18 protein-coding genes are annotated in these 23,386 nt (G+C 38.5%); 3 read left to right on the top strand and 15 right to left on the bottom strand.

The genetic code is table 11. From position 1 onward, the window contains the following. Position 1: 1 nt before the first annotated feature. The 6 genes from CBF35_RS12415 to CBF35_RS12390 all read right to left on the bottom strand — a co-directional run bounded on the left by CBF35_RS12415 (position 2) and on the right by CBF35_RS12390 (position 9,107). Positions 2 to 1,426, bottom strand: coding sequence for an AcpB/EbpR/MafR family transcriptional regulator (locus tag CBF35_RS12415; protein ID WP_170174799.1), 1,425 nt, complete (start codon positions 1,424 to 1,426; stop codon positions 2 to 4). Between the two features lie 183 nt (positions 1,427 to 1,609). Continuing rightward, positions 1,610 to 3,046, bottom strand: coding sequence for an AcpB/EbpR/MafR family transcriptional regulator (locus CBF35_RS12410; RefSeq protein ID WP_126781666.1), 1,437 nt, complete (start codon positions 3,044 to 3,046; stop codon positions 1,610 to 1,612). Between the two features lie 206 nt (positions 3,047 to 3,252). Further along, positions 3,253 to 5,226, bottom strand: coding sequence for a DNA mismatch repair endonuclease MutL (gene mutL, locus CBF35_RS12405; protein WP_126781664.1), 1,974 nt, complete (start codon positions 5,224 to 5,226; stop codon positions 3,253 to 3,255). A 35-nt stretch (positions 5,227 to 5,261) separates the two neighbouring features. After that, complete coding sequence (gene mutS / locus CBF35_RS12400; protein ID WP_126781662.1) at positions 5,262 to 7,838, bottom strand: DNA mismatch repair protein MutS; 2,577 nt, start codon at positions 7,836 to 7,838, stop codon at positions 5,262 to 5,264. A 15-nt stretch (positions 7,839 to 7,853) separates the two neighbouring features. Further along, on the bottom strand, positions 7,854 to 8,279 hold the full coding sequence (locus tag CBF35_RS12395; protein ID WP_126781660.1) for a YlbF family regulator: 426 nt from the start codon (positions 8,277 to 8,279) through the stop codon (positions 7,854 to 7,856). A gap of 27 nt (positions 8,280 to 8,306) precedes the next feature. After that, entirely contained in the window at positions 8,307 to 9,107 is an 801-nt protein-coding gene (locus tag CBF35_RS12390; RefSeq protein WP_126781743.1) for a TIGR00282 family metallophosphoesterase, read from the bottom strand. 224 nt (positions 9,108 to 9,331) lie between these two features. On the opposite strand from CBF35_RS12390, the gene CBF35_RS12385 reads away from it, so the two are divergent. Further along, positions 9,332 to 11,563: a hypothetical protein gene (locus CBF35_RS12385; RefSeq protein WP_126781658.1), complete on the top strand. Its 2,232-nt coding sequence runs from the start codon at positions 9,332 to 9,334 to the stop codon at positions 11,561 to 11,563. A gap of 54 nt (positions 11,564 to 11,617) precedes the next feature. On the opposite strand, the gene CBF35_RS12380 is transcribed toward CBF35_RS12385, so the two are convergent. From CBF35_RS12380 to yfmF, 9 genes are all read right to left on the bottom strand, one after another. Continuing rightward, positions 11,618 to 12,259 carry a CPBP family intramembrane glutamic endopeptidase gene (locus CBF35_RS12380; RefSeq protein WP_126781656.1) on the bottom strand — a complete coding sequence of 214 codons (642 nt, stop codon included), beginning with the start codon at positions 12,257 to 12,259 and terminating at the stop codon, positions 11,618 to 11,620. A gap of 16 nt (positions 12,260 to 12,275) precedes the next feature. Continuing rightward, positions 12,276 to 12,782 carry a LysM peptidoglycan-binding domain-containing protein gene (locus CBF35_RS12375; protein ID WP_126781654.1) on the bottom strand — a complete coding sequence of 169 codons (507 nt, stop codon included), beginning with the start codon at positions 12,780 to 12,782 and terminating at the stop codon, positions 12,276 to 12,278. 96 nt (positions 12,783 to 12,878) lie between these two features. Continuing rightward, positions 12,879 to 14,435 (bottom strand): ribonuclease Y, encoded by a 1,557-nt coding sequence (rny, locus tag CBF35_RS12370; protein WP_126781652.1) that lies wholly within the window; start codon positions 14,433 to 14,435, stop codon positions 12,879 to 12,881. A 448-nt stretch (positions 14,436 to 14,883) separates the two neighbouring features. After that, positions 14,884 to 15,933 (bottom strand): recombinase RecA, encoded by a 1,050-nt coding sequence (gene recA / locus CBF35_RS12365; protein WP_126781650.1) that lies wholly within the window; start codon positions 15,931 to 15,933, stop codon positions 14,884 to 14,886. A gap of 109 nt (positions 15,934 to 16,042) precedes the next feature. Beyond that, positions 16,043 to 17,293, bottom strand: a complete 1,251-nt coding sequence (locus CBF35_RS12360; protein WP_126781648.1) for a competence/damage-inducible protein A — start codon at positions 17,291 to 17,293, stop codon at positions 16,043 to 16,045. A gap of 125 nt (positions 17,294 to 17,418) precedes the next feature. Continuing rightward, positions 17,419 to 17,997: a CDP-diacylglycerol--glycerol-3-phosphate 3-phosphatidyltransferase gene (gene pgsA / locus CBF35_RS12355; protein WP_126781741.1), complete on the bottom strand. Its 579-nt coding sequence runs from the start codon at positions 17,995 to 17,997 to the stop codon at positions 17,419 to 17,421. Positions 17,998 to 18,029: 32 nt separating this feature from the next. After that, entirely contained in the window at positions 18,030 to 18,917 is an 888-nt protein-coding gene (locus CBF35_RS12350; RefSeq protein WP_126781646.1) for a RodZ domain-containing protein, read from the bottom strand. A gap of 48 nt (positions 18,918 to 18,965) precedes the next feature. Continuing rightward, positions 18,966 to 20,270 carry an EF-P 5-aminopentanol modification-associated protein YfmH gene (gene yfmH, locus CBF35_RS12345; RefSeq protein WP_126781644.1) on the bottom strand — a complete coding sequence of 435 codons (1,305 nt, stop codon included), beginning with the start codon at positions 20,268 to 20,270 and terminating at the stop codon, positions 18,966 to 18,968. Continuing rightward, positions 20,270 to 21,535 carry an EF-P 5-aminopentanol modification-associated protein YfmF gene (yfmF, locus tag CBF35_RS12340; RefSeq protein WP_126781642.1) on the bottom strand — a complete coding sequence of 422 codons (1,266 nt, stop codon included), beginning with the start codon at positions 21,533 to 21,535 and terminating at the stop codon, positions 20,270 to 20,272. Before yfmF ends, yfmH begins: the two co-directional genes overlap by 1 nt. 390 nt (positions 21,536 to 21,925) lie before the next feature. On the opposite strand from yfmF, the gene mscL reads away from it, so the two are divergent. Beyond that, a complete protein-coding gene (gene mscL, locus CBF35_RS12335; RefSeq protein WP_126781640.1) occupies positions 21,926 to 22,351 on the top strand; it encodes a large conductance mechanosensitive channel protein MscL in 426 nt (141 codons plus the stop codon). Positions 22,352 to 22,591: 240 nt separating this feature from the next. Beyond that, on the top strand, positions 22,592 to 23,239 hold the full coding sequence (locus CBF35_RS12330) for a FusB/FusC family EF-G-binding protein (RefSeq protein ID WP_126781637.1): 648 nt from the start codon (positions 22,592 to 22,594) through the stop codon (positions 23,237 to 23,239). Positions 23,240 to 23,386: the final 147 nt, after the last annotated feature.

Raw genomic sequence — 23,386 nt, 5'->3', positions numbered from 1 at the left:
CTTACTGTTTTGACCATTGACGATAGGCAGCTGTGACTTTTTGATAATCCCCTTCTTTAGGGTAGTCGGAAACGCAAATACTTTGTTTCTTAGTCGATAAATCACTAATATTAGTCACGATTAAATCGACTTCTGTCTTATCTAACATCTGCAAAGAGACATTATTTAAACTAATTAAAAAATAGTGGTTATTTAAGGCTTTCTTAAATTTTTCTTCGATAAATTGGATGTGATTCTCTGTTGTCGAAAAAAAGAGTCCGATTTTCATTCGTCGCTTTTTTTGATTTAATTTTTCAAACAATTCTTCCCATTCCGTAACAATTAAAAAAACGAACTGAGAAAAGGAATGATCGTCAAAGATTGTTTTATTCTTTTCATAATAAGCTTTTAGCCTTCGATAAAAGTCCGGCTTTTTATTTTTCAATCCTTGATTAAATTCTTTTGTCATATCGTATAAAATAAAGCCTTTACTGTAGTCTAAAGTCATCATGTTATAGAGTTGTAGCACCAGTCTCCCTTTATTTTCACTAGCCACTTCAAATTCAACTTCAATCAGTCCTAAAATTTCTTTAATGACAGCAATTTTTTTAGCAATCTGATTATTATTCTGCTCCATTTTCACAAATTGTTCTGGACTTAAAACATAACTCTCTTGGACTAACTCCCCTACCATCTCTAACGTAAAAGGCCTCCCAAAAATTCGTTTAAACCGTCCTTGATAACTGTTAAGATTTTCCAACAATCGATTCGTAATCTCTTTGTCTTCCTGAAATTGATAGTCACGATGATTGCCATGACTCATACGGATTAAATGGGTTTTAATTAACCATTTAAGGGACTCACTTTGGGTAAACGTCCAATCTTTATTAAGTTTGGCTAACCCTGAAGCTAGCATTTCATCAATTAATTCACTTTCAAAATCATTTAAAAAATTCGACGTAATCAAGTATCTTTCTTTTAAATAATTAAAAATAAAATTAAGGATTTTCCCTTCATTTCCCCGAACACGTAAAGGATTAGTCAAAATCACCATGTCATAACTATAAAGAATCTGTTTGAGACGAGTTAATAGTCGTCGCAAAGTCGAGACACTAATAAACAGTTCCTCTGCTAGCTCGTTATAACTAAAGGTTTCTGTCAGTAATATCTTCTCTAAGACGTTAAATTCTAAACTAGCTTCTAAAAATTTGGCGTAGACATAATTTACATCGTATTTCTCTGCTACTTTAATCTGATAATGAATGCCCTTAACTTCAATTTGAACTGGGGCAATCAAACTATTAATGACTTGAACGTCGGTTTTGATTGTCTTTTCATCAACTTCCATGGCACTCCGCAAGTCATGGATTGTTTGCTGATGATAGTCGCTTAAATACTCAAAGACTTTTAACTGCCGACTTAAGTTACTATTCAGAATACGTCTCATGTTAGCTCCTTTCATTTAGTTAATTATTTCCTGTTATTAATGATAATAAAAAAATTAATATTATAATGTTCAATCTTTCCGTTCAACAAGGATTTTTTGAACAGTTGAACTAATTTAATTTCCCCTCCTATCCCTTCTCATAACAAAAAAGTAAGGGCTAGTTACGCCCTTACTTTTAATCTTTTATTTAAGCAACCACTGCTCATAAAATTTTGAAACTTTTGCCACATCTTTACTATCAATATCTCTAGAAAGACAAATTACTTTTTTCGTATTTGAAAAATCATTAATTTTAGTCACAATAACATCAATTTCTTTTGTTAGTAATTCCTCCTTTCCCCCATCATCTAAAAAGGTAATCGTCAAAATATCTGGTAAGAATCGCTGGAGCTCTCTGGCAACGTATTCCATATGAGCCTGTGTCGTTGTATAAAACAAACCAATACTCAGCTTTTTTTGATTGCGACTCAAATAGTGAGCTAACTCTGCCCACTCACTGACTAACTGAAAGACAAAGACACTGAATTGTTCAGTCGCCAAATACTGACTGGACGCCTCATACTCCTTAGTTAGCATCTGAATAAATTCTGGCCATTTCTTTTGAGCTTCTTTTAAAAATACGTCATCTAAATTGTTTAGCAGTCTAACTTTCCCCAAATGGGTAATCGAAATGTTATAGAGTTTTAAAGCGACTTCCGGTGGTGGCGACGTTAACTTAAAATCACTGACGATTTTCGCTAATAAAGCTTCAATCCGGCGGCCCCGTTCATAGCTTTTTGTCCCAACTAATGACTCCCCTTGCCATTGATCCGTCGTATAAGCGTAACCCGGTTGAATAACTAAATAAGTACTGCGACAAAGTAAAGAAGTGGTAACCCCAACTTTAAAAACACTTTTGAATTTTTTATGTAAAATAACTTCTTCAGCATAATACTGTCGAACGGCTTCAAAGACACCTATGTCTAAGCCTTCAATGCTGACTCCGTGTTTTTCCCTAACCAAACTGACAACAATCAACCAAGTCGTTAATTCACGGTAATGAAAATTTTCCTTGATTTTACTGACTGTCAAAATTTTATTAACTAAGTGAGTAATATTTTTTTGTTCAAACTCTGACAAATAGTTTTGACTAATTGTATATTTTCCGACTAAATAGTGAACAAAAAAATTAACAATTCTTTTTTCGTCCCCTCTAATACGGTAAGGATTACTCTCAATTCTGATGCCTTCTGACTGTAAGATACTGTTCAAGCGAATCACTCGCCGTCGTAAACTCGACAAGCTTAAAAATAATTTTTTTGAAAGTTCTTGGCCACTATAAGTTTCATTTTTAAAAATTAGTTCTAATAACTGGAATTCTGGACTTTTAGCTAAAAAACTAATGTAAACAAAGTCAAAGCTATAGCCTGGTGGCACTTCCACATAATAAGTCAGTGAAACTGAAGGCACTACTTCTAGCGGGTAAATAGTCTTATTGATTTCTTTAATGTCTTTCATGATGGTTTTAACGTCTGCCCCAAACTGATTCGCTAGTTCAATCACGGAAGACTCTTCTGACTGATTGATCTCTTCGACTAAACTCATCTGCCGTGCCATACTTTTATTAAATAGTTGTTTCATTTAATTTCCCCTTAAAACATAACATTTTTTTATTATACAAAAATCCAGAGTTAATGTCATGTTAGAGTATAACTTTATCCTTCACTTAGGGATGAGTCCTTTCGAGGGCTTCCCTCTAATACAAAAAAAACACCTTCTTAGTTTCCGATAGTCATCGAAGATTAAGAAAGTGTTTAATCGCGTTTTTTTATTTATGTTCTGACTTTTTAATGGGAATCTTGAATCCGTTTAAACATTTTTTCCATGTCTTTATTATCAAAATGAATTAAGACTGGGCGACCGTGAGGACAGTTATAGGGATTGTCGCACTTACTTAAATCTTCTAATAAAATCCGGGCTTGGCTTTCATTTAAATGATGATTGGCTTTAATCGATTGTTTACAACTCATCATAATAGCGGTATCTTCCCGAAATTTAGCGACACTGACATCGCCAGTTTGTAAGACTAAATCAATCATCTCACGAATAATGGTTTCTTCTTTGCCAGCAGTGTACCATGTGGGATGAGACCTGACTAAATAACTATTTTGACCGAAGTTTTCTAAATGAATTCCCACATCTTTTAAATTCTCCCGGTATTCTTCAATTTTTAAAACATCAGTTTGAGGGTAATCCAGCACGATTGGGACGAGTAATTCTTGTAAGTCCGTCCCAACTTCGCCGATTTTTTCTCGGAAGTATTCATATTTGATTCGCTCTTGGGCAGCATGTTGATCCACGATATATAACCCTTGGGCGCTTTGAGCAAATAAATAAGTGCCATGCATTTGCCCAAAATAAGCTAAGTCAGGAAAACCAGCTTGACTTGAACTTGGCTCTGGCAAGACTTCAGCTTCGGCGACTGGCTCATCTTCACCAAAAGGAAACTCAAATTTACTATCCTCAATCTGACTTAACTCTTTGATTGAACTGTCTTGGACTGGTAAGTCTTTAACCGTTTCTGCTACCGCCGTAGGTTCCGATTTGCCAACCTCACTAGTCTGCGTTTCCGGCACATAAAAACGGCCTTCAGCGGCGTTGTAAGCTAGTCCCCGACCTTGGTTCAGTCGTTGTTGTTCAGCTGGACTTCTTTGGGGCTTAGGCGCTACTAGTGTGTCGTGACTCTCAGCTAGGGGGATTTCTAGTTGAGGAAACTTCGGTTCTTTTTTTAAGGCTAAATTCGCCCCTAAGTCTGACCCGGCACTAGGGATTAATTGTTGCTCCATCAGGACATCACGAATACTGGCGGAAATTAAGGCCATTAATTCTTTTTCTTTACTTAAGCGAACTTCTTGTTTCGTTGGATGGACGTTAACATCTACGAGTAACGGGTCCATCTCGATTTGAATAACGGCTAAAGGAAAACGGCCAATCATTAATTTAGAGCCATAGCCTTCAACAATCGCTTTATTTATCGCAAAGTTACGAATGTAGCGACCATTGATGATGATCGACAAGTAGTTACGACTTGCCCGAGTCAATTCTGGTAAAGAGACATAGCCACTAATCTGAAAGTCTAAGTCGCTTTTAGCGATTTTCAACATTTTCTTCGCTGTCGCCACACCATAAATACCAGCAATTGTCTGTTTAATGTCCCCATTCCCTGTAGTCGTTAACATCTTATTGCCATCATGAATTAAACGAAAAGCCACATTTGGATGACTCATAGCTAAGCGATTAATAATATCGCCCACATTAGCTAGTTCGGTCTGTAAGGTTTTAACATATTTTAAACGGGCTGGGGTGTTGAAAAAGAGATTTTCAACGGTTAACTTGGTCCCTTTACGAATTGCGCCTGGCTTATCTTCTAAGACTTTGCCCCCAGCTAGTTTTAACCACCGGCCAGCTTCTTGACCAGTCGATGTTTCAATCGTCAGTTCCGAGACTGAAGCAATACTTGGCAAAGCTTCACCCCGAAAACCTAAGGTCCGAATCCGGAATAAATCGTCACGAGTATGAATTTTACTAGTGGCATGTCGTTTAAAGGCGTTGAGTACATCTTCATTTTCAATCCCGTCACCGTTATCGATGACTTGAATTTTTCGTAAACCAGCTTCCTCTAAATAAATATCTATTTGCGTACTATTGGCATCGATGGCATTTTCAACTAACTCTTTAACAACGGAAGCTGGCCGTTCAACGACTTCTCCTGCGGCAATTTGGTTCGCTAACATTTCTGAAAGTTCTTGAATTCGTCCCATTGATTGGACCTCCTTTCACGTCTTGTGTCTCACATTTAAATTCTTTTTTGCAACTCATGTAAGGCATTTAAAGCCTCCATTGGTGTCATATCTAATAAATTAAAGCCTTTAACAGTAGCAATCACACTTAATTCTTCTGTGGAAACTTCGGAAAAGAGTGACAATTGTCCAGACTCAGCTACTACTGGTACTGGTGTCTCAGTTTGTAAACTCGTTGTAGAATGTCCTGCTTCCAACGAAGCGAGAATAGTTGATGAGCGTTCTAACAGGGCTAAAGGGAGGCCGGCTAGTTTCGCCACGTGAATCCCATAACTTTTGTCCGCTGGTCCAGTCATCATCTTATGTAAGAAGACTACTTCCCCATCTTTTTCAATGGCGCCAACATGGACGTTAACGAGATTCTCTAAACTGCCTTCTAGATCCGTTAACTCATGGTAATGGGTGGAGAATAAGGTTTTCGCTTTAACTTTTTCATGAATGTACTCGATAATTCCTTGGGCTAAAGCCATACCGTCATAAGTCGCGGTTCCCCGACCGATTTCATCAAAGAGAATTAAACTATTTGGCGTGGCATGGCGGAGAGCTTCGTTCGCTTCCATCATTTCTACCATGAACGTACTTTGACCGGAGATTAAATCATCTGAGGCCCCGATTCGAGTAAAGATTTGGTCAAAAATCGGCATTTCTGCTGACTCAGCTGGGACAAAACACCCCATTTGAGCCATAATGACCGTTAAGGCTAATTGGCGCATGTACGTACTTTTACCCGACATGTTCGGTCCAGTTATTAGTAACATTCCCGTTTGTTGATCCATTTTAACACTATTTGGGACATACTCTTGATGACCCATCACCTTTTCGACAACTGGGTGACGACCTTCTAATAATTGTAAATTATGTTCCCCAGCTTTTAAGACTGGTCGAACGTATTGGTATTTTTCACTGACGGTAGCGAAGCTTTGTAAGACGTCGATTGCGGCCACTGCTTTCGCTAGCTTTTGTAAGCGGCCGATGGCACCTTTAATGACTTCTCGGACTTCTAAAAAGAGTTGGTACTCTAAGTCTTGGGATTTCTCTTCCGCTTCTAAGATTAACGTTTCCGTTTCTTTCAGCTCTGGCGTAATGAAACGCTCCGCATTGGTTAAAGTTTGTTTGCGATCATAACGACCTTCTGGCACGTTAGCTAACTGACCTTTCGTGACTTCAATGTAATAGCCAAAGACCCGGTTAAAACCAATTTTTAGATTTTTAATACCAGTGGCTTGCCGTTCTTTGCTTTCTAACTCCGCAATCCATTGTTTGCCATGAGTCATGGCTTCGCGGTAAGTATCTAATTGCTCGTTATAGCCATCACGAATCACGCCACCTTCCGTAATTGTCAGAGGGGCATCTTCTAAAATTGCGTGATTAATCACATCAACTACATCTTGAACAGGATCTAAGGCAAGTAACAAGTCTTGCCACTGACCTTGGTTAATCCCTTCAATTAACTGACGAATCTGAGGAATTTGTTCTAAAGATGTTTTTAATTGAATCATGTCTCGACCATTGACGCTACCAAAGGCCACTCGACCAGCGAGACGTTCTAAGTCATAGACTTTCGTCATGGCTTGTTGTAAGTCACCACGCTCGAAAAAGGCATCTAATAAACTTTGAACCATTTCTTGCCGTTGAATAATGGCTTTTTCTTGAATTAAGGGACGGTCTAACCATTGTTTGACGAGACGGCCACCCATAGCCGTTTTCGTTTCATCTAACAACCAAAGCAAAGTTCCTTGCTTTTTCCCCGTCCGAATCGATTGAACTAACTCTAAGTTGAACTTTGAGTTATGGTCCATTTTCAAATAATGAGTCGGCTCATAACGTGTCGCTTGTTGAATATGAGATAAGCTACGTTTTTGGGTGACACTTAAATAAGCTAATAGCTTTTGGACTACTGCTAATTCGATTGCTTCAGTTAAGTCACTAGCGAGAAAGTTTAACTCGGAATTGTGAGCCACTTCCCCTTGGGTTGAAAAGAGAATTTCTAACCGTTGACTTAATTTTTGGCGCAAGCTTTCAGGGATGTCACTGCCTAAGACAAGTTCCTTCGTTTGCAGACTTGAGGCTTCATTTAAGACACTTTCTTCATCTAGTAACGTAGTGACTTTTAATTCACCTGTACTTAAGTCGATGTAAGCAAAGCCGTATGTTTGACTTGGTTCTTGAAAGACAATCGCTGTTAAGTAGTTATTTTCTTTAGCACTGAGACCTTTTGTCTCCATGACTGTTCCTGGAGTAATTAATTGAACAACTTCTCGCTTAACCATGCCTTTCGTCGTTTTAGGATCTTCCACTTGTTCACAGAGAGCAACTTTGTAGCCTTGCTCAATCAACGTATCGATATAGCTACGAGCAGCATGATGGGGAATCCCACACATTGGAATCGGATCATCGGCATTCCGGTTACGACTTGTTAACGTTAATTCTAAAATTTGTGAGGCTTTGATCGCATCTTCGTAGAACATTTCATAAAAATCGCCTAGACGATAAAAGACAAAGGCATCTTCGTAGCCGGCTTTTATTTGGAAATACTGTTCCATCATTGGCGTATGTTTGGTTTTTTGGGGCACGTTTTGTTCACTTCCTTATGTTGGTTCCTGAGTTTCAGTTGAGGGCTGTTTAAAAAGGTCCTCGTAAGCTAGTTCTAGTTTGACATTCACGGTTCGCTCTAACAGACTCGTAATGTGTTGCAATAAATCATTGGCTTCAATTAATTTTTCCCGGTAACGGATGACTAATGGTTCTTCGTCAAAGGCCTGAGTTAATTGATCCGCCCGCTTAATAGCTTGTTTTTCAGCTTCTGGCTTGCCGTAATGGGCACATTTAACTGCCTCTTTTTGAATCGCTTTAATTTCTTCCGTCATGGCATATAATTTAGGATGGTCGGTCACCCGTTCTTCGATTTGCTTATAAGCTTGAATCACATCACTATCATCTAGTAATTTTAACAAGCGATCTAAAGTTAGGCGAACATCATCTTCCATTTTAAACTCTTCACCACTTCTTATCATTCAGCTCACCTACTTTTCCCTTTTTAATTAATCTCTAAAAGGAGTATCTTCATTTATTTGGCCAATCTCAATTTTTTTAGCACTGCCGTCAGTGTCGTCTAATTCAATCACACAGTAAGACAAGTTCGTCCGACCTTTTTCGACAACTTCAAAACGGTGAGGTAAAGCTGTCCGGAATTTTTCAATCACAGCTTCCCGTTTCATACCTAAAATACCGTCATAAGGGCCAGTCATACCAACATCTGTTAAGTAAGCTGTGCCTCCTGGTAAAATATGGGCATCATTGGTTTGGACATGGGTGTGGGTCCCAACTACCGCTGAGACACGACCATCTAAAAACCAACCCATGGCTTGCTTTTCACTCGTTGTTTCCGCGTGGAAATCAACGAAAATTAAAGGCGTTCTTTGTTGCGCTTCTGCCACTAACTCATCAATGATTTTAAAGGGATCATCAATGGGTGTCATAAAGGTCCGACCTTGTAAGTTGATAACTGCTAATTCAACTTGATTGACTTTAACATAGACAATCCCCTTGCCTGGTGTACTATCGGCTGGAAAGTTGGCTGGGCGAATCATTTTTTTAGCCTCGTCAATAAACTCAAAAATATCGCGATTATCCCACGTATGATTGCCTAGAGTCACAACATCGACGCCGTCTTGTAAAAATTTTTTATATATTTTTTCGGTAATTCCTCGACCGGCGGCGGCATTTTCGCCATTTAAAATCGTCACTTGAGGACGGAATTTTTTCTTTAATTTTGGTAAATACTCACTGACTGTGTCGCGACCTAAAGAGCCGACAACATCTCCTACAAACAATAAACGCATCATTACTTCCTCTTCTCTTATAATATCTCTATCTATTTTAACAATATTTAGCTCCAAATGAAAGGAATCTCAATCTCTTCTCTTATCGAAAGGGGATTTACTGTGGCAGTTAATTAAATTTTGTTCTTTTTGTCAGCTTTATGACTATCCCAATAGCCTTTTCTAGGTTAAAATAGAGTTATATAAAACGGTGTTTTTATACAGAGATAATTAGGAGTGAGACAATGAAAAAGGGTTGGGTTAGTTTATTTAGTATTAGTACTCTTTTACTAATGAGCTTTGGCACAATGGTTAGTGCCACAGAAGATAGTAGCGGAATTAATCAAGACAGTGAGAATAGCGAACTAGTTTCTACAAGTCAGTCATTAGCAGAAACAGAGGTTTCTAGTGAAACTTCTTTAGAAGCAACAACAGATCAAAATAGTACTACGGAAGGGTCCAGGGAAAGTACCGTCGACTCGACAGTTGAGGAGTCTCTGACTGACACCCTCACTTTAACTGAAATCAAGTTGGAACCTCATCAATATGGACGTGTTCTCCATGACAATGATCCTTTATGGCAAGTCGTTAACGAAGAACAAAGTGGGACAACGAAAGAACTAGTTAATCAAACTTTGATAACGAAACACTACATCCTTGACAGTCAGGGCCAACGTTATTACGCCCTTTACACAAGCAAGGAGCAGTTTTTAGGCTACGTTGCTAGTAACGCAATTGCTTTAAGTGACAACCCTCAAGGGGAAGCCATTGCTTACGAGAAATACGTCACAATTCTCAACAAAAAATTTGTTCTTTACAGTGACTTAAAGGGCACGATTGCAACTAACGCTACTGTCGCTTATGGTAAAACTTATTTTGCCAAAGAACGCTACATTCATGTCAATGGTAAAGAATACTTAGCTTTACATAATGATAAGCAACAATTATTAGGCTATCTCGATCGAAGTGACGCGACAGAAGCAACTGGCCCTCAAGGTGCTTATCAAGCTTTAGGCAAATACGTTACGATTACTAGTAAAAATTACGGCACCTATAGTAACTTTGCTTGGAAAGTAAAATTAGCTAATAGTTCTGTAATCAATAAGACTTTTTTAGCTAAAGGGGTATACCATCACGCCAATGGTCTTAGCTATTACTCCCTTTATAATAATAAAGGGCAATGGCAAGGCTATATCGATAGTCGTTCTGGTCTGCTTTCAAATGACCCCCAAGGTCGGTACCAAGCTTCTGGAAAATATCTCACGATTACTAGCAAGTCCTTCAACTCTTGGAGCAACTTTGATGGGGCAAGTAAACTGAGTGGCAAACAACTCGTCAATCATACTTACTTAGCTAAAGGGGTTTACCATCATTACAGTGGAACATCTTATTACTCCATTTATAATCAAGCTGGGCGTTGGTTAGGCTATATTAATGGTAAAGCTGGTAAGTTAACAAATAATCTACAAGGCTCTTATCTCCCTTATGATAAGTACATCACGATTACAACTAAAAAATATACCCTTTGGGGCAATTTCAGCTGGCAACCACGCCACAAAAATAGTAACTTTTACCAACAAACATTCTTAGCGAAAGGCAAGTACCTCCATGCCAACGGCTCGACTTATTATTCCCTTTACAATCAAAAAGGCAACTGGCTAGGTTACTTAAATGGGCGAGACTCGAAAGCAGCTCCCGGGCCCCAAGGGATTTGGTTACCTTTAGACAAAGAAGTCCTTGTCACCAAAGGCAACTATGATGTTTGGCGAAATTTTAATGGTCAAAAAAAGACAACCACAAAAAACATGCGTAATAAATCCTATCGTGTCAAAGGCCACTACCGTCATTATAATGGGTCGACTTATTATTCTATTTACAATAAAAATGGCGGTTGGATTGGTTATCTAAATAGTAAGGCTGTCAAAGTTAAACCTGGTACTGCCGCTTTCTTCAATACGACTCGGGCTAAAGTCCTTAAAGAACTGACTCGTCATGAAAAAGACCGTTTCTACCAAGGCACCCGTTATCGTAGTCTGTTAGATTCCCCAGATGCCGCTCGTTCAATGAGTCCAAATGGTGCACCTAATAAATATGGGGCTGGCATGAACTGTACCGGCTTTGTGACAGTTGTCATTAAACGCTCCGGTGGTAACTTTAACAAAGCCCCTCAACTTTCAAAAGGGTGGGCTGGCCTAGCAGATGGCTACCGTGTCCGTGATGTTCTCTTAGCGAATACCCGCTACGAAACCTTCTCCTCAGTTAACGCTTTACTAAAAAGTGGTGAAGCTAAAAAAGGTGACATCATTTACTTTGAAGCGGATCGCTCAAAACCAAATGCTGACTGTCACTTAGGTTATTTCTGGGGAAATAGCCCTTCTGAAAATAAATTTTGGCACTCTTCTTACCCAGCAAATAAAATTAGTAACATCAAGTCAAATACGCCTTATTCAAAAATTTATTTATTCAAATTAGACTAAAAAAAACGTCAACCGTTCCTTCCTAACTCTAGGAAGCTGACCGGTTGACGTTTTTTAATTATTTAAAGCTAAAAAGAGAAATGGTAAAAAATTGTTTAAAAAGTGGACAGCTATGGCACATTCCAGTCGTTTCGTTTTTAAGTAGACTAGACCCATCAAAGCTCCTAAAGAAGCATACATGAGAAAGCCCATCACATTACTTGATAAATGGACGCTACTAAACAATAAAGAGCTAACGAGCAATCCCATTAACTGACGGACTTGTGTTGGGTTATCTTTAAGGGGGCTGATACTATTTAAAATCGCTCCTCTAAAAATAATTTCTTCCCCAATTGGTGCTAGTAAACACAATAACATGAACAAGCTGCCAATCGGTAAGTTCTTAGTCATCTCTTGAATGGCAATATCGTTTTTAGAGGCTTCACCCATTAATAAAGTGAAAATCACAGCTACAAAACGGCCAGCTACAAAAGCTCCTAAAACCCACTTTAAATTATAACTAGTTAACAGTTTTGCTCGGGAATTAAAATAGCCTGACTTGATTGCTACCCAGATTAGCAGTCCGATGATTACTATACCACTCCCCCATAAGAGTACTGGCTGCTCCAAAGCTAGAAAAAAACTAGGTATATTGTATAGTAGAAAGAGTCCAATAATGATTAAGACACTTTTAATGATCGACCATAATTTATTCACATCAGTCACCACTTTCTTATTCGCTAATAATCAATTCTTGACCAATCACGATAATATTATTCGTTAAATTATTTAATTTTAACAAGTCTTCGTAAGTCACATGATATCTCGTAGCTAAGACAGATAAGCTATCCCCATCTTCAACGATGTGGGTTTTAGGAGCTTCCATGCTAGTTTCTGTTCCTTCACTTGTCTCTGGTTGACTTGAGGCTAGAACTTGATTTTGCTCTGAAGACTCCGTTACTTGGTCTGATTGACTTGTTTCAGTTGATCTTTCTTTAACTTCTTGACTCGGTGTTGATTCTTGATTATCTAAAACAATCTTTTCAAGTTGTTCTTCGATTTTCGTCAATCGTTCATTTTCATGACTGGCCGCTTTCGGTGCTGCTAATGATTGATAAACTAATAAACCTAAACCGAGAGTATTTGCTAATAACAACAGGACAATTAATGCCAGTAACCATTTTTTACCACCCTTTGGTTGATTGTTTTGTGAGCGTCGGCTACTTCTTTCTAAATCCAACTTTATTCATCTCCTTTAAATTGATAACCTCTAATAAGGCTATTTTCACAGAAAAAACAAGGAAAGTCAAACTGACTTTTCCTTGTTTTTATTTAACTATTTAGCATAATCCACAGAACGAGTTTCTCGAACAACTGTGACTTTAATATGTCCTGGATAATCCAGCTCTTCTTCAATTCGCTTACGAATCTTACGAACTAAAATCGTTGCTTCATCATCTGAAATCTCATCTGGTTTAACCATGATCCGAACTTCACGTCCTGCTTGAATCGCAAAACTTGAGTCAACACCTGGGAAGTCATTTGAGATACCTTCTAGACGTTCTAAACGTTTAATATAGTTTTCCAATGATTCACTTCTCGCACCAGGACGAGCAGCTGATAAAGCATCAGCAGCAGCCACAAGGACTGAAATTACTGAAGTTGCTTCAGTATCCCCATGATGGGAAGCAATCGCATTAATCACGACTGGGTGTTCTTTGTATTTTTTAGCTAACTCTGTTCCAATCTCCACATGAGAACCTTCGACTTCACGGTCAAGAGCTTTCCCAATATCGTGTAAGAAACCGGCACGTTTCGCTAATTCAACATCTTCACCTAACTCAGCAGCTAAGACACCTGTTAATTTAGCAACTTCGATTGAGTGATTAAGAACATTTTGACCATAACTTGTCCTGAAACGCATCCGCCCCATAATTTTAATTAAATCTGGGTGTAACGTATGGGCGCCAACTTCAAAAGCAGCATTTTCACCATACTCACGAATCGTTTCATCCATTTCTTTACGAGCTTTGTCAACCATCTCTTCAATCCGAGCTGGATGAATCCGGCCGTCTTGAATTAATTTTTCTAAGGCAATCCGGGCTGTTTCCCGACGAATAGGATCAAATCCCGAAAGTACAACTGCTTCAGGTGTATCATCGATAATCAAATCAATACCTGTTAATGTTTCTAAAGTTCTAATGTTACGACCTTCACGACCGATAATGCGACCTTTCATCTCATCATTCGGTAAAGTAACTACTGACACGGTTGCTTCAGATACTTGATCAGCGGCACAACGTTGCATCGCTAATGATAAAATATTTTTGGCTACCCGGTCGGCTTCTTCTTTAACTTTACGCTCACTATCTTTAACCATTACGGCAACTTCATGAGTTAATTCTTCTTCAGTTGCTGTCATAATTATATCTTGGGCTTGCTCCCTTGATAAGGCAGCGACTTTTTCTAATTCTTGTTGTTGTTCTTCAATTAAGTTTGAGACGGTTTTTTCTCGTTCATCAATCAATTGTTGTTTAGAATCGAGTTTTTCTTCTTTGTCTTCAAGTGAGTGTTCACGTTTGACTAATGTTTCATCTTTACGATTAATATTAGATTCGCGTTGCAATAAACGAGTTTCTTGAATTTTTACTTCATCTCTTCGCTCTTTCAGCTCACTTTCAATTTCTAGGCGATACTTCTGATTCTCTTCTTTGGACTCTAATAAAGTTTCCTTTTTCAAGGTTTCAGCTTCTCGTTGTGCTTCTTCTATAATACCAGTTGCTGAGTTTTTAGCACCGTCAATCGCTTTTTGATGACGATTGTTAGCTATAATAAACCCTACGCCGAGACCGACAATTAACATGATGATACCGAGGAATAATTCAATACCCATTAGTACACCTCCGTAAAATCTTCTATATCTGTAGTTTTTAATTGATAAAAGGTTTGTTACTTATCAATATGCCCTACTTGCATATTTTGTATAAAATTAAATAGTATACAACTTTTATTCTAATGTTTGAATCTAGGTGTGTCAACTTTAAAATTACCTTCGTCAGTGGTTTCAAGTAAAGTTTTGACGCCTATCTATTATTATAGCAAACTTACTTGCTAATGTATTCGTTAAAATGCTGAAAGAGCTAGAAAAATTTTGTTTTCGACTATTAGGGAATAAAAACCGCTCATTTTGATTCCCGCCCTAGTCTTTTTTACTACTTCCAGAATTAAATAAACCTTTAATGAACCAGCTGGAAAGGGCCATTAAATCTGTTGGCAGATTCCTTGTGTGAGGCAAAAAATAAAGGAGAGACTGATATTTGTCAGCCCTCCTTTATTTAAAATTATTTTTTATCTTTTAAATCTAAGGTAACTTCAACTGGTTCAGCCACTTCTTCACTGCCATCACCAATGCCGAATTCATTTCTGACACGGCTTTCGATTTCAGCAAACATCGCTGGATGATCTAAGATGTAACGCTTCGCATTTTCACGACCTTGACCAATTCGTTCTTCTTTGTAAGAGTACCAAGCACCACTCTTATCAACAATGTCACGATCAGAAGCCATATCGATTAGTTCGCCGGCTTTTGAAATTCCTTCGCCGTACATTAAATCAACTTCTGCCACTTTAAACGGTGGGGCAACTTTGTTTTTAACAACTTTAATCTTCGTACGGTTACCAATAATATCCGTTCCGATTTTTAATTGCTCCGCACGACGGACTTCTAAGCGGACCGTTGCGTAGAATTTCAGCGCGCGACCACCAGGGGTAATTTCTGGGTTACCAAACATAACGCCGACTTTTTCACGAATTTGGTTAATGAATAACGCAATCGTTTTAGTTTTATTGATTGAACCTGATAATTTACGTAGGGCTTGAGACATTAAACGGGCTTGTAAGCCGACGTGGGCGTCACCCATTTCGCCATCAATTTCCGCACGAGGAACGAGAGCTGCTACTGAATCGACAACAACGATATCAATCGCGCCACTTGAAACTAAAGCATCAGCAATTTCTAGGCCTTGCTCACCAGTATCTGGTTGTGATAATAATAATTCATCGATGTTTACCCCTAAGTTTTGGGCGTATTTTGGATCTAAGGCATGTTCAGCATCAATAAAGGCTGCTGTTCCGCCATTTCGTTGAACTTCAGCGATGGCATGTAAGGCAACAGTTGTTTTACCTGAACTCTCTGGACCATAAACTTCAATAATCCGACCTCGAGGGTAGCCACCTACACCTAGCGCAACGTCTAGTGCTAGTGAACCACTGGGAACAGTCGAGATTTGCGTATCAATCTTTTCCCCTAACTTCATAATTGACCCTTTACCGAAACTTTTTTCTATCTTTTTTAACGCAGCGTCTAAGGCTACTTTACGATCATCTGCCACTAATATGAACCTCCTTATGTAATGTACCTATTTCTCTAATAAACTAATCATACTTTTTTTTCTGACAAAAATCAAGAGAAAAGCGAACAAACATTCGCTTTTCTTTTTTTTAGGCTTTTTGAGCCAAGATTTCTTGCCGTAATAAGCCTAAGGCGGCCATGACGGAACTTTGTCTAATTGTCTCCCGATCTCTTTGATAAAAGTACTCTTTGGCAATCGTCGGCTGATTCTTAGAGGCGATGCCAATCCAGACTGTGCCAACTTTCTGGCCCTCAACTTCAGTTGGACCTGCTACTCCAGTTAAAGATAGCCCAAAATCTGTGCCCATCTTTTGACGCGCCCCTTCCGCCATGGCAATGGCACAAGCTTCACTAACTGCTCCATGAGTTGTTAAGACTTCCCCTGGGACCCCTAAGAGGCTAGTTTTCCCTTCGTCACTGTAAGTGATGTATCCGCCTGGAAAGACCGCTGAAACCCCTGGAACGCTACCTAAAGCGCTCTGAAGCATACCTGCAGTTAAGCTTTCAGCACATGTCACTGTCTGGTCTTCGGCAATTAACAACTTGACTGTTTCTTGGACTAAGCTATTTTCTTCACCATAGCCATAAAAATACTCACCGACACTTGCCATAATTTCATTTTCCATTTGATCTAGTAATGTTTCAGCTTGACTTAGCTCTTTCGTTTTAGCCGTTAAACGCAAGGTGACTTCATTCGGTTTCGCGTAGGGGGCAATCGTTGGATTACTTTGACTAGCAATCAGTTCGGCTAGCTCAGTCACTAATCGGGATTCACCAATGCCGTAAAAGCGTAAAACTCGCGAGGTCAAGTGATAATCTTGCGGCAAGAGTTTAGCTAGTAATGGTTTGGCCTTTTGGTGAAACATCGGATACAACTCCCGTGGTGGGCCTGGCAATAATAAATAATTGACTGTTTCAGCTTGATATAAAGTGCCAATTGCTAAGCCAGTAGGATTTTCAATGACTTGACCGCCACTAATCGATAAAGCTTGGCGCTTATTGTTTTCAGTCATTGGATGACCAATTTTAGAGACGTATTTTAAGATTTTAGCCAAGGATGCCTCATCCATGACCAATTGTTCACCGACATGGGCTGCGACGACATCACGAGTGAGATCATCATCGGTAGGACCTAAGCCACCGCATAAGACAATCAATTGACTACGAGTTTCTGCTAGGGCTAAAGTTTCAACTAATCGCTCCGGATTATCTCCCACAACAGTTTGATAGTAAATTTCAAAACCAAGACCGGCTAATTCTTCAGATAGAAACGTCGCATTTGTATTGACTACTTGACCAAGTAATAACTCTGTCCCAACGGCAATTATTTCTGCTTTCATCTTATCCCTCTTCACCTGATATAGTATTCGTATTATTTTCAATTCTGTATTATTATAGCACAAACAACCTTGGCCTCAGACAAAAAAAGCTCTCTGCTATCTCTAGCAAAGAACTTCTGATGCTCTTACATTGAGCCTTTAAAAACATGGGCATTTTTAATGAAATAATCAACACCAGAATAGACTGTAAAGCCTAGGCAGATGTATAACAACAATTGATCCATAGGTAGGCCAATCGCTGCAAATGGCGCATTATTAATCATCAGAAAAATAATCGCAAACATTTGCGTTGCTGTTTTGATTTTACCTGGCCAAGCAGCAGCCATGACTTCCCCATCTTCAACTAATAATAAACGTAAGCCCGTCACTGCTAATTCACGACAGACAATCACTGCCACAATCCAAGCTGGCGCCTTATCTTGGGCGACTAACATGATAAAAGCGGTCATCACTAACATTTTATCCGCTAAGGGATCAGCAAATTTCCCGAAATTTGTGACCAACCCTTGGGAACGAGCAATTTTGCCATCTAACCAGTCAGTTAAACTAGCCACAGCGAAAATAATCATCCCAACAAATTGGGTTAAAGCTACTTCTGTGCCTGCTAAAGTGATTACTCCCCAATCAAAACTCACTCCAACAACAACAATGTAAACTGGAATCATACAAATGCGGATTACAGTTAATTTATTCGGTAAATTCAACGGTGTCACACCTTCCTCTTTCTACTCACTAATTAATTTTGTTCATCGTATTCAAAGTTCATGTTAACATTTCTCTTAATCGTCCCTGTTTGATTAGGGTTCACGTTAATTTCTTCCCCGTTAACTGAGACTTTGGCATTGCTGGAAGCCCCTAACACTAAGGTTGCTTTTTCAAGTCCGGCTGGCAGCTCGGTAGTAACCGTCTCACCAGGATTTAAAGTGTAGTCGTAGACATAAGCCCCGTCAACTAAGATTCCAATCCAACATTGTCCGTCGATTCCTTCAAACTCAAAGGTGACTGGTTCCGTTAATCCTTTGACTGTCATACCAATCTCAGCGCCATTTTCACTATCAAAACTAACTTCCGTTTTCGGCTCTTCACTAGTTGAGGCTTCAGTGCTACTTTCGGCAGTTGAACTGGCTTCAGTTTCACTGGCAACAGTTGTCTCTGAAGTTTCAGCAGTCACTTGATTATCAACTGTTAGCTCAGTCGCTCGGTTAATTAAATCTTTTTTCTCATTTTCTTTGAGAGTTAAATAGCCAATTCCACCGACGATTAATGCAGCGACTAAGAATAGCGCAATCATTGGTAATTTCCCTTTGATTCCCGGAGTACTGCTACTGCCGTGACGGCCTTTGTATAACTCCGAACGAGAGCCACGAACTAATTCAGGCTTTTTCATTTTACTCGTTGGTTTGCCATCAAAACGGTCGACTAAATACTCCCCGTCGACACCGACTTCTTTAGCAAATTGCTTAATAAATGAGCGGGTATAAAAGGTTCCAGGCAAGGCATCGAAATCATTTTCTTCCATGGCTTCTAGGTAACGAGTTTGAATTTTAGTTATTTGTTGTAATTCTTCAATTGTCAGTCCTCGCGCTAAGCGCGCTTTTTTTAATATTTCTCCAATCGATTCCACTTGCTCACCTTTTTTTCTTTATTGTTAAACTTTCAATCACTTACTTCATTAGTCATTTTCAGCAGTTTTTGGAAACATGTAAAACTGACTCATCGCCTCTTCTTTAATAAAATGACTAATTACATGCTGAATATCTGAAATCGTAATACTGCCAATCACTTCTGCCATATCAAATAACGTAGCTTCACCAAACTGCATTTGGCTAAACTGGTTAGCAATGTATTCTAATGAATTTAATGATTGGAGGTATTGTCCTAACATTTTTTTCTTCAATAATTCTAAATTAGTTTCAGTAATTTCCGAACTCTTTGAGGCTGATAAAAGTATTTCTTTCACTCGCAAGACTAACTCTTCTGGGTGATTTGTGTCACCACCAAAATCAGCAAAGTAAAACCCACGATCTAAGTTAAATTCATAACCAAAACTATCATCAATCAACCCTTCTTCATACATGTCTAATTGATTTTGGGAAGTATCCCCAAATAGTAATTGGAATAGTAAACTGGCCGAGGTCCGGTAACGTAATAGTTCAAAGCCATCTGTTGGTAACGCCCCTGTCCCTTTTAAGCCAACAATCGCTTTTGGTCGATTGATCAGCATTTCTAAACGGGACTCTTTAATAATATCAGTTGTTTCTTCGATTGGAAAGCGTCTTGCAACGGTTTCTGCTGCTTTAAAGGGTTTTTTAGCTTGGTTTTCTTTAATTAAGTCCATCATCGCCACTGGGTCCATTTTTCCAACAACTAATAAATTCATATTCCCAGGATGGTAGAAAGTATTGTAGCATAAATATAAGTCTTCTGCTGTAATCTCAGCAATACTTTCGATGGTACCAGCTATATCGATATGTAAGGGATGTTTTGGATATAAATTACTAATAATTCCAAAAAACAAACGCCAGTTGGGATCATCTTGATACATTTGAATTTCTTGACCAATAATCCCCTTTTCTTTTTCAACCGTTTCTTCAGTAAAGTAAGGCTCTTGAACAAAATCTAATAAGGTTTCCATGTTTTCCGCTACTTGACCTGTTGTTGAAAACAAGTAGCTCGTCCGGGTAAAACTAGTGAAGGCATTCGCCGAAGCCCCTTGTTTACCAAAGGTTTGGAAGATGTCACCTGCTTCTTTTTCAAACATTTTATGTTCTAAAAAATGGGCAATCCCATCTGGCACAGTTGTAAAGTCAGACTCTCCTAAGGGGATAAACTCATTATCAATTGATCCATAGTTCGTTGTAAAAAGACCATACGTTTTATGGAAGCCTTCTTTTGGTAGTAATGTCACTTTTAAACCATTTTCTAAAGTCTCTGTGTATAAGGTTTCTTCTAATACTGGGTAAACAACTTTTTCCATTAAGCTTGCCCTCCTTCCATAAAGTAGACTGCTTGTAATTTAACTTGTGCCGCAACGCGTTGAATGTCTTTAATCTCAACATCATCCACTGCCTTTAACCATTCTTCCGTCGTTAAGGCGCCTTCTTCAAACTTACTAGTGATATAAGCAGACTCGATGACTGCCCCACTATTATCAAGGGACAATAAATATTGATTTTTCAACATTTCTTTCGTTTGGTCTAAGGCTTCTTGGCTAATTTCGCCGGCAACTAAACTGGCCAGCTGCTCTGAAATCAACTGAGACACCCGTTCTTTGTTACGACCATCAATCCCAGTTTGAACCGTTAACATCCCTCTAAACGTATCAAGGGAACTAGAAGCGTAATACGCCATACTTTCCTTTTCACGAACATTCATAAAGAGTTTCGAATGAGGGAAACCACCAAATAGTCCGTTAAATAGTTGTAACGGGAAATAATCTTTTCCGTGAAAGTAAATCCCTGTTTGGTAGGCTAAATTAAACTTAGATTGCGTCACAGCTAGTTTTTCAACTTTCTCAACAATGTCAGTCGTGACTGCTTGCTGATAAAAAGCTTGTTGCTGTTCTGTCTTTCTTGGAGTAAAAGGTAACTGGCTAAAGAGCTCAGTAATCTCTGCTTCAACCACATCGCCAATCACAAAAATCGCCACATCATCTTCCGCTAACATTTCCTTGTAATACTGAGCTAAACTTTCAGCTGTCTCCTCTTTAACTCCTGCCACAGTCCCAAAACTCGGCATTTTTTGTTGAGGGGCTCCTTGGAAATAAAGTTCTTGCAAGGCTAAGGCGGCATGACTTTGTTTATCATCAAAGACGGAATTAATATATTCTTGTAAATTCCGTTGTTCTCGTTCAAATGTTCCTTGCTCAAAAGCCCCTCCTGTAAAGTTAGGGTGAAAGATGATTTCTTTTAAAAAAGCCACAGCTTCTACTAACACTGGCGCTTCATTTGGTAAAAATTTATCGTTAACGACATTTAAACTAATCGTAAAATAGTGATTGTCGCCCTTTTTAGTGACGTTCGCACCAAAACTAGCCCCATAGAGATCGGCTAATTTTTCACTGAGCTTCGTTTGAGTTGGGTATTTTTGACTATTAGTTTCTAACAGACTACCTAATAGTGTCCGTTTACTAATCGTTTCCGCTAACAACGGGCTAGCAAAGCGGACCATCATGCGGACAGTTTTATATTTAGTTGTGGGAATTACATGGAGTTCCACGCCTTTAGTTAAGCTTATACTCATTTTTATTTCCTACTTTCCCAATCATTTATTAATTCTAATAGATTCAAAATCTAATCACAAATAAAATCATTTTTCTTAATGAATTCCTTATTACTTTTCAAGAGTCAATTTTGCTAAGACCTTAAAAACTTCGTCCTTATATGATAGCATAAATCCGCTAAAGATAATACTTTGATGCGGTTCAAATTCCCCGGCTTTAATATACAAATTAAGTTTAATGGTAGTTATTTATTCCGTTTTTTCAGGTTATTCTGTATAATGAAATTAGTTATTAAACATCTGGTTTTTTTAGAGAATTGGTCACGTTTTTTTGCAATTATGTACGACTTTTTTCCACTTTTACGACTTTCCCCTCTAACGGATGCTGACTAAAAAAAGGAGGAGTTTACTATGATCAAAGAATTTAAAGAGTTTATTATGCGAGGGAATGTCTTAGATTTAGCAGTTGGGGTTGTTATTGGTGGAGCTTTTACAGCCATCGTAACTTCTTTAGTTGAAAATTTAATCACTCCATTAATTGCTTTATTTTTCAGCCTTTTCACTCACCGGACAGATGGAGCCGATGGGGTTAAAACGATGGCCACAACGATTAATGGCGTACCTTTTGAATACGGTAACGTCTTAAGTGCTATTATTACCTTTATAATTACCGCTTTTGTCCTCTTCATTATTTTAAAAGCTGTTAATAAAGCTAAAGCTGTTGTAACTAAACCAGTTGAAGAAGAGGATTTACCGGAAGTTGAAGCCAGTGAACTTCTATTAATTGAAATTCGTGATTTATTAGCGCAACAACAAGCGGATAAAACTAAGTTATAAACGCTAAAAGAACTTATCATCTTCTAGATGACAAGTTCTTTTTTTCTATCTAAATTGACATTTTTTATCGTTTTATTTTATAATACCTTTCAAGGTGGTGATCACATGATGCAAATTAAACTGCATTCCTTAGGAACAACTCACACTACTTCAGTATTGAGTTAGTTCCAGCAAAAAGCTTAGCTAAACGTTTCAATACTGAAGGTTGTTTTGTTTAACCAACCTAAGGAGGACACAGTAATGAAACCATTTATTCAACCTTATCACTATAATTTTCTAGCAGAACATAGTCTGAATTTACTAAAAACTAATCAATGGGTCAATGACCAAGGAACCCGAGGAACTTTACGCTCGTTAATTATTGAAAAAATTCATGAGACCTTTCCAGACAGCTCCTTAACAGAGCTAGCCATATTAGAGGAAATCTTACTTATTGAAAAATCTCACAAAGAAGTCCAAGCTTATTTGGAAAAGCTAACCCCTTTAATTATTCCCTTTAAGGCGCCAACTGACAGTGAGTTAAAGAAACTTTTCAAAAAAACTAAAAAGCTCAAACTACCTGATTGGCAAACGTTGCCCTTAACTGACTTTTCTTTCTACGGTTGGAACGACCCCGGTCAGCAAAGAAAATACTTAATTTATTATGAGAACGATCAATTAATTGGTGTCGATGGCGTTGTTTCGCCAACTGTTAAAACAAGTATTTGCTCGATTTGCCATACTAAATCTGCAGTCACTTTATTTATAGCTCGGGTCCGCGGTGGCCACGATGGCACTTATCTAAACCAAGGAAACTATATTTGTTATGACAGTCATCAGTGTAACAAACAAATTCAGCGTCGAACAGAACTAGAAGCCTTTATGGCTAACGTTAAATATCAGAAATAAAAAAACCGAGTTAGGCACATGTGAACTGACCCCATAGGTTGAGACAAATATAAAAACACCCCCGTTGAATTCGTGTAAAATGAAGAAAACGGAGGTGTATTTTTATGGTTAAACGAATTTCATACCCATTAGAAGTTAAAGAAGCAG

The organism is Vagococcus salmoninarum (assembly GCF_003987495.1).
In the GTDB taxonomy this organism is placed as follows: Bacteria; Bacillota; Bacilli; order Lactobacillales; family Vagococcaceae; genus Vagococcus_D; species Vagococcus_D salmoninarum.
Note: the sequence above shows the minus strand (reverse complement) of the source record. Positions and strands in the feature narration are given on the sequence as shown.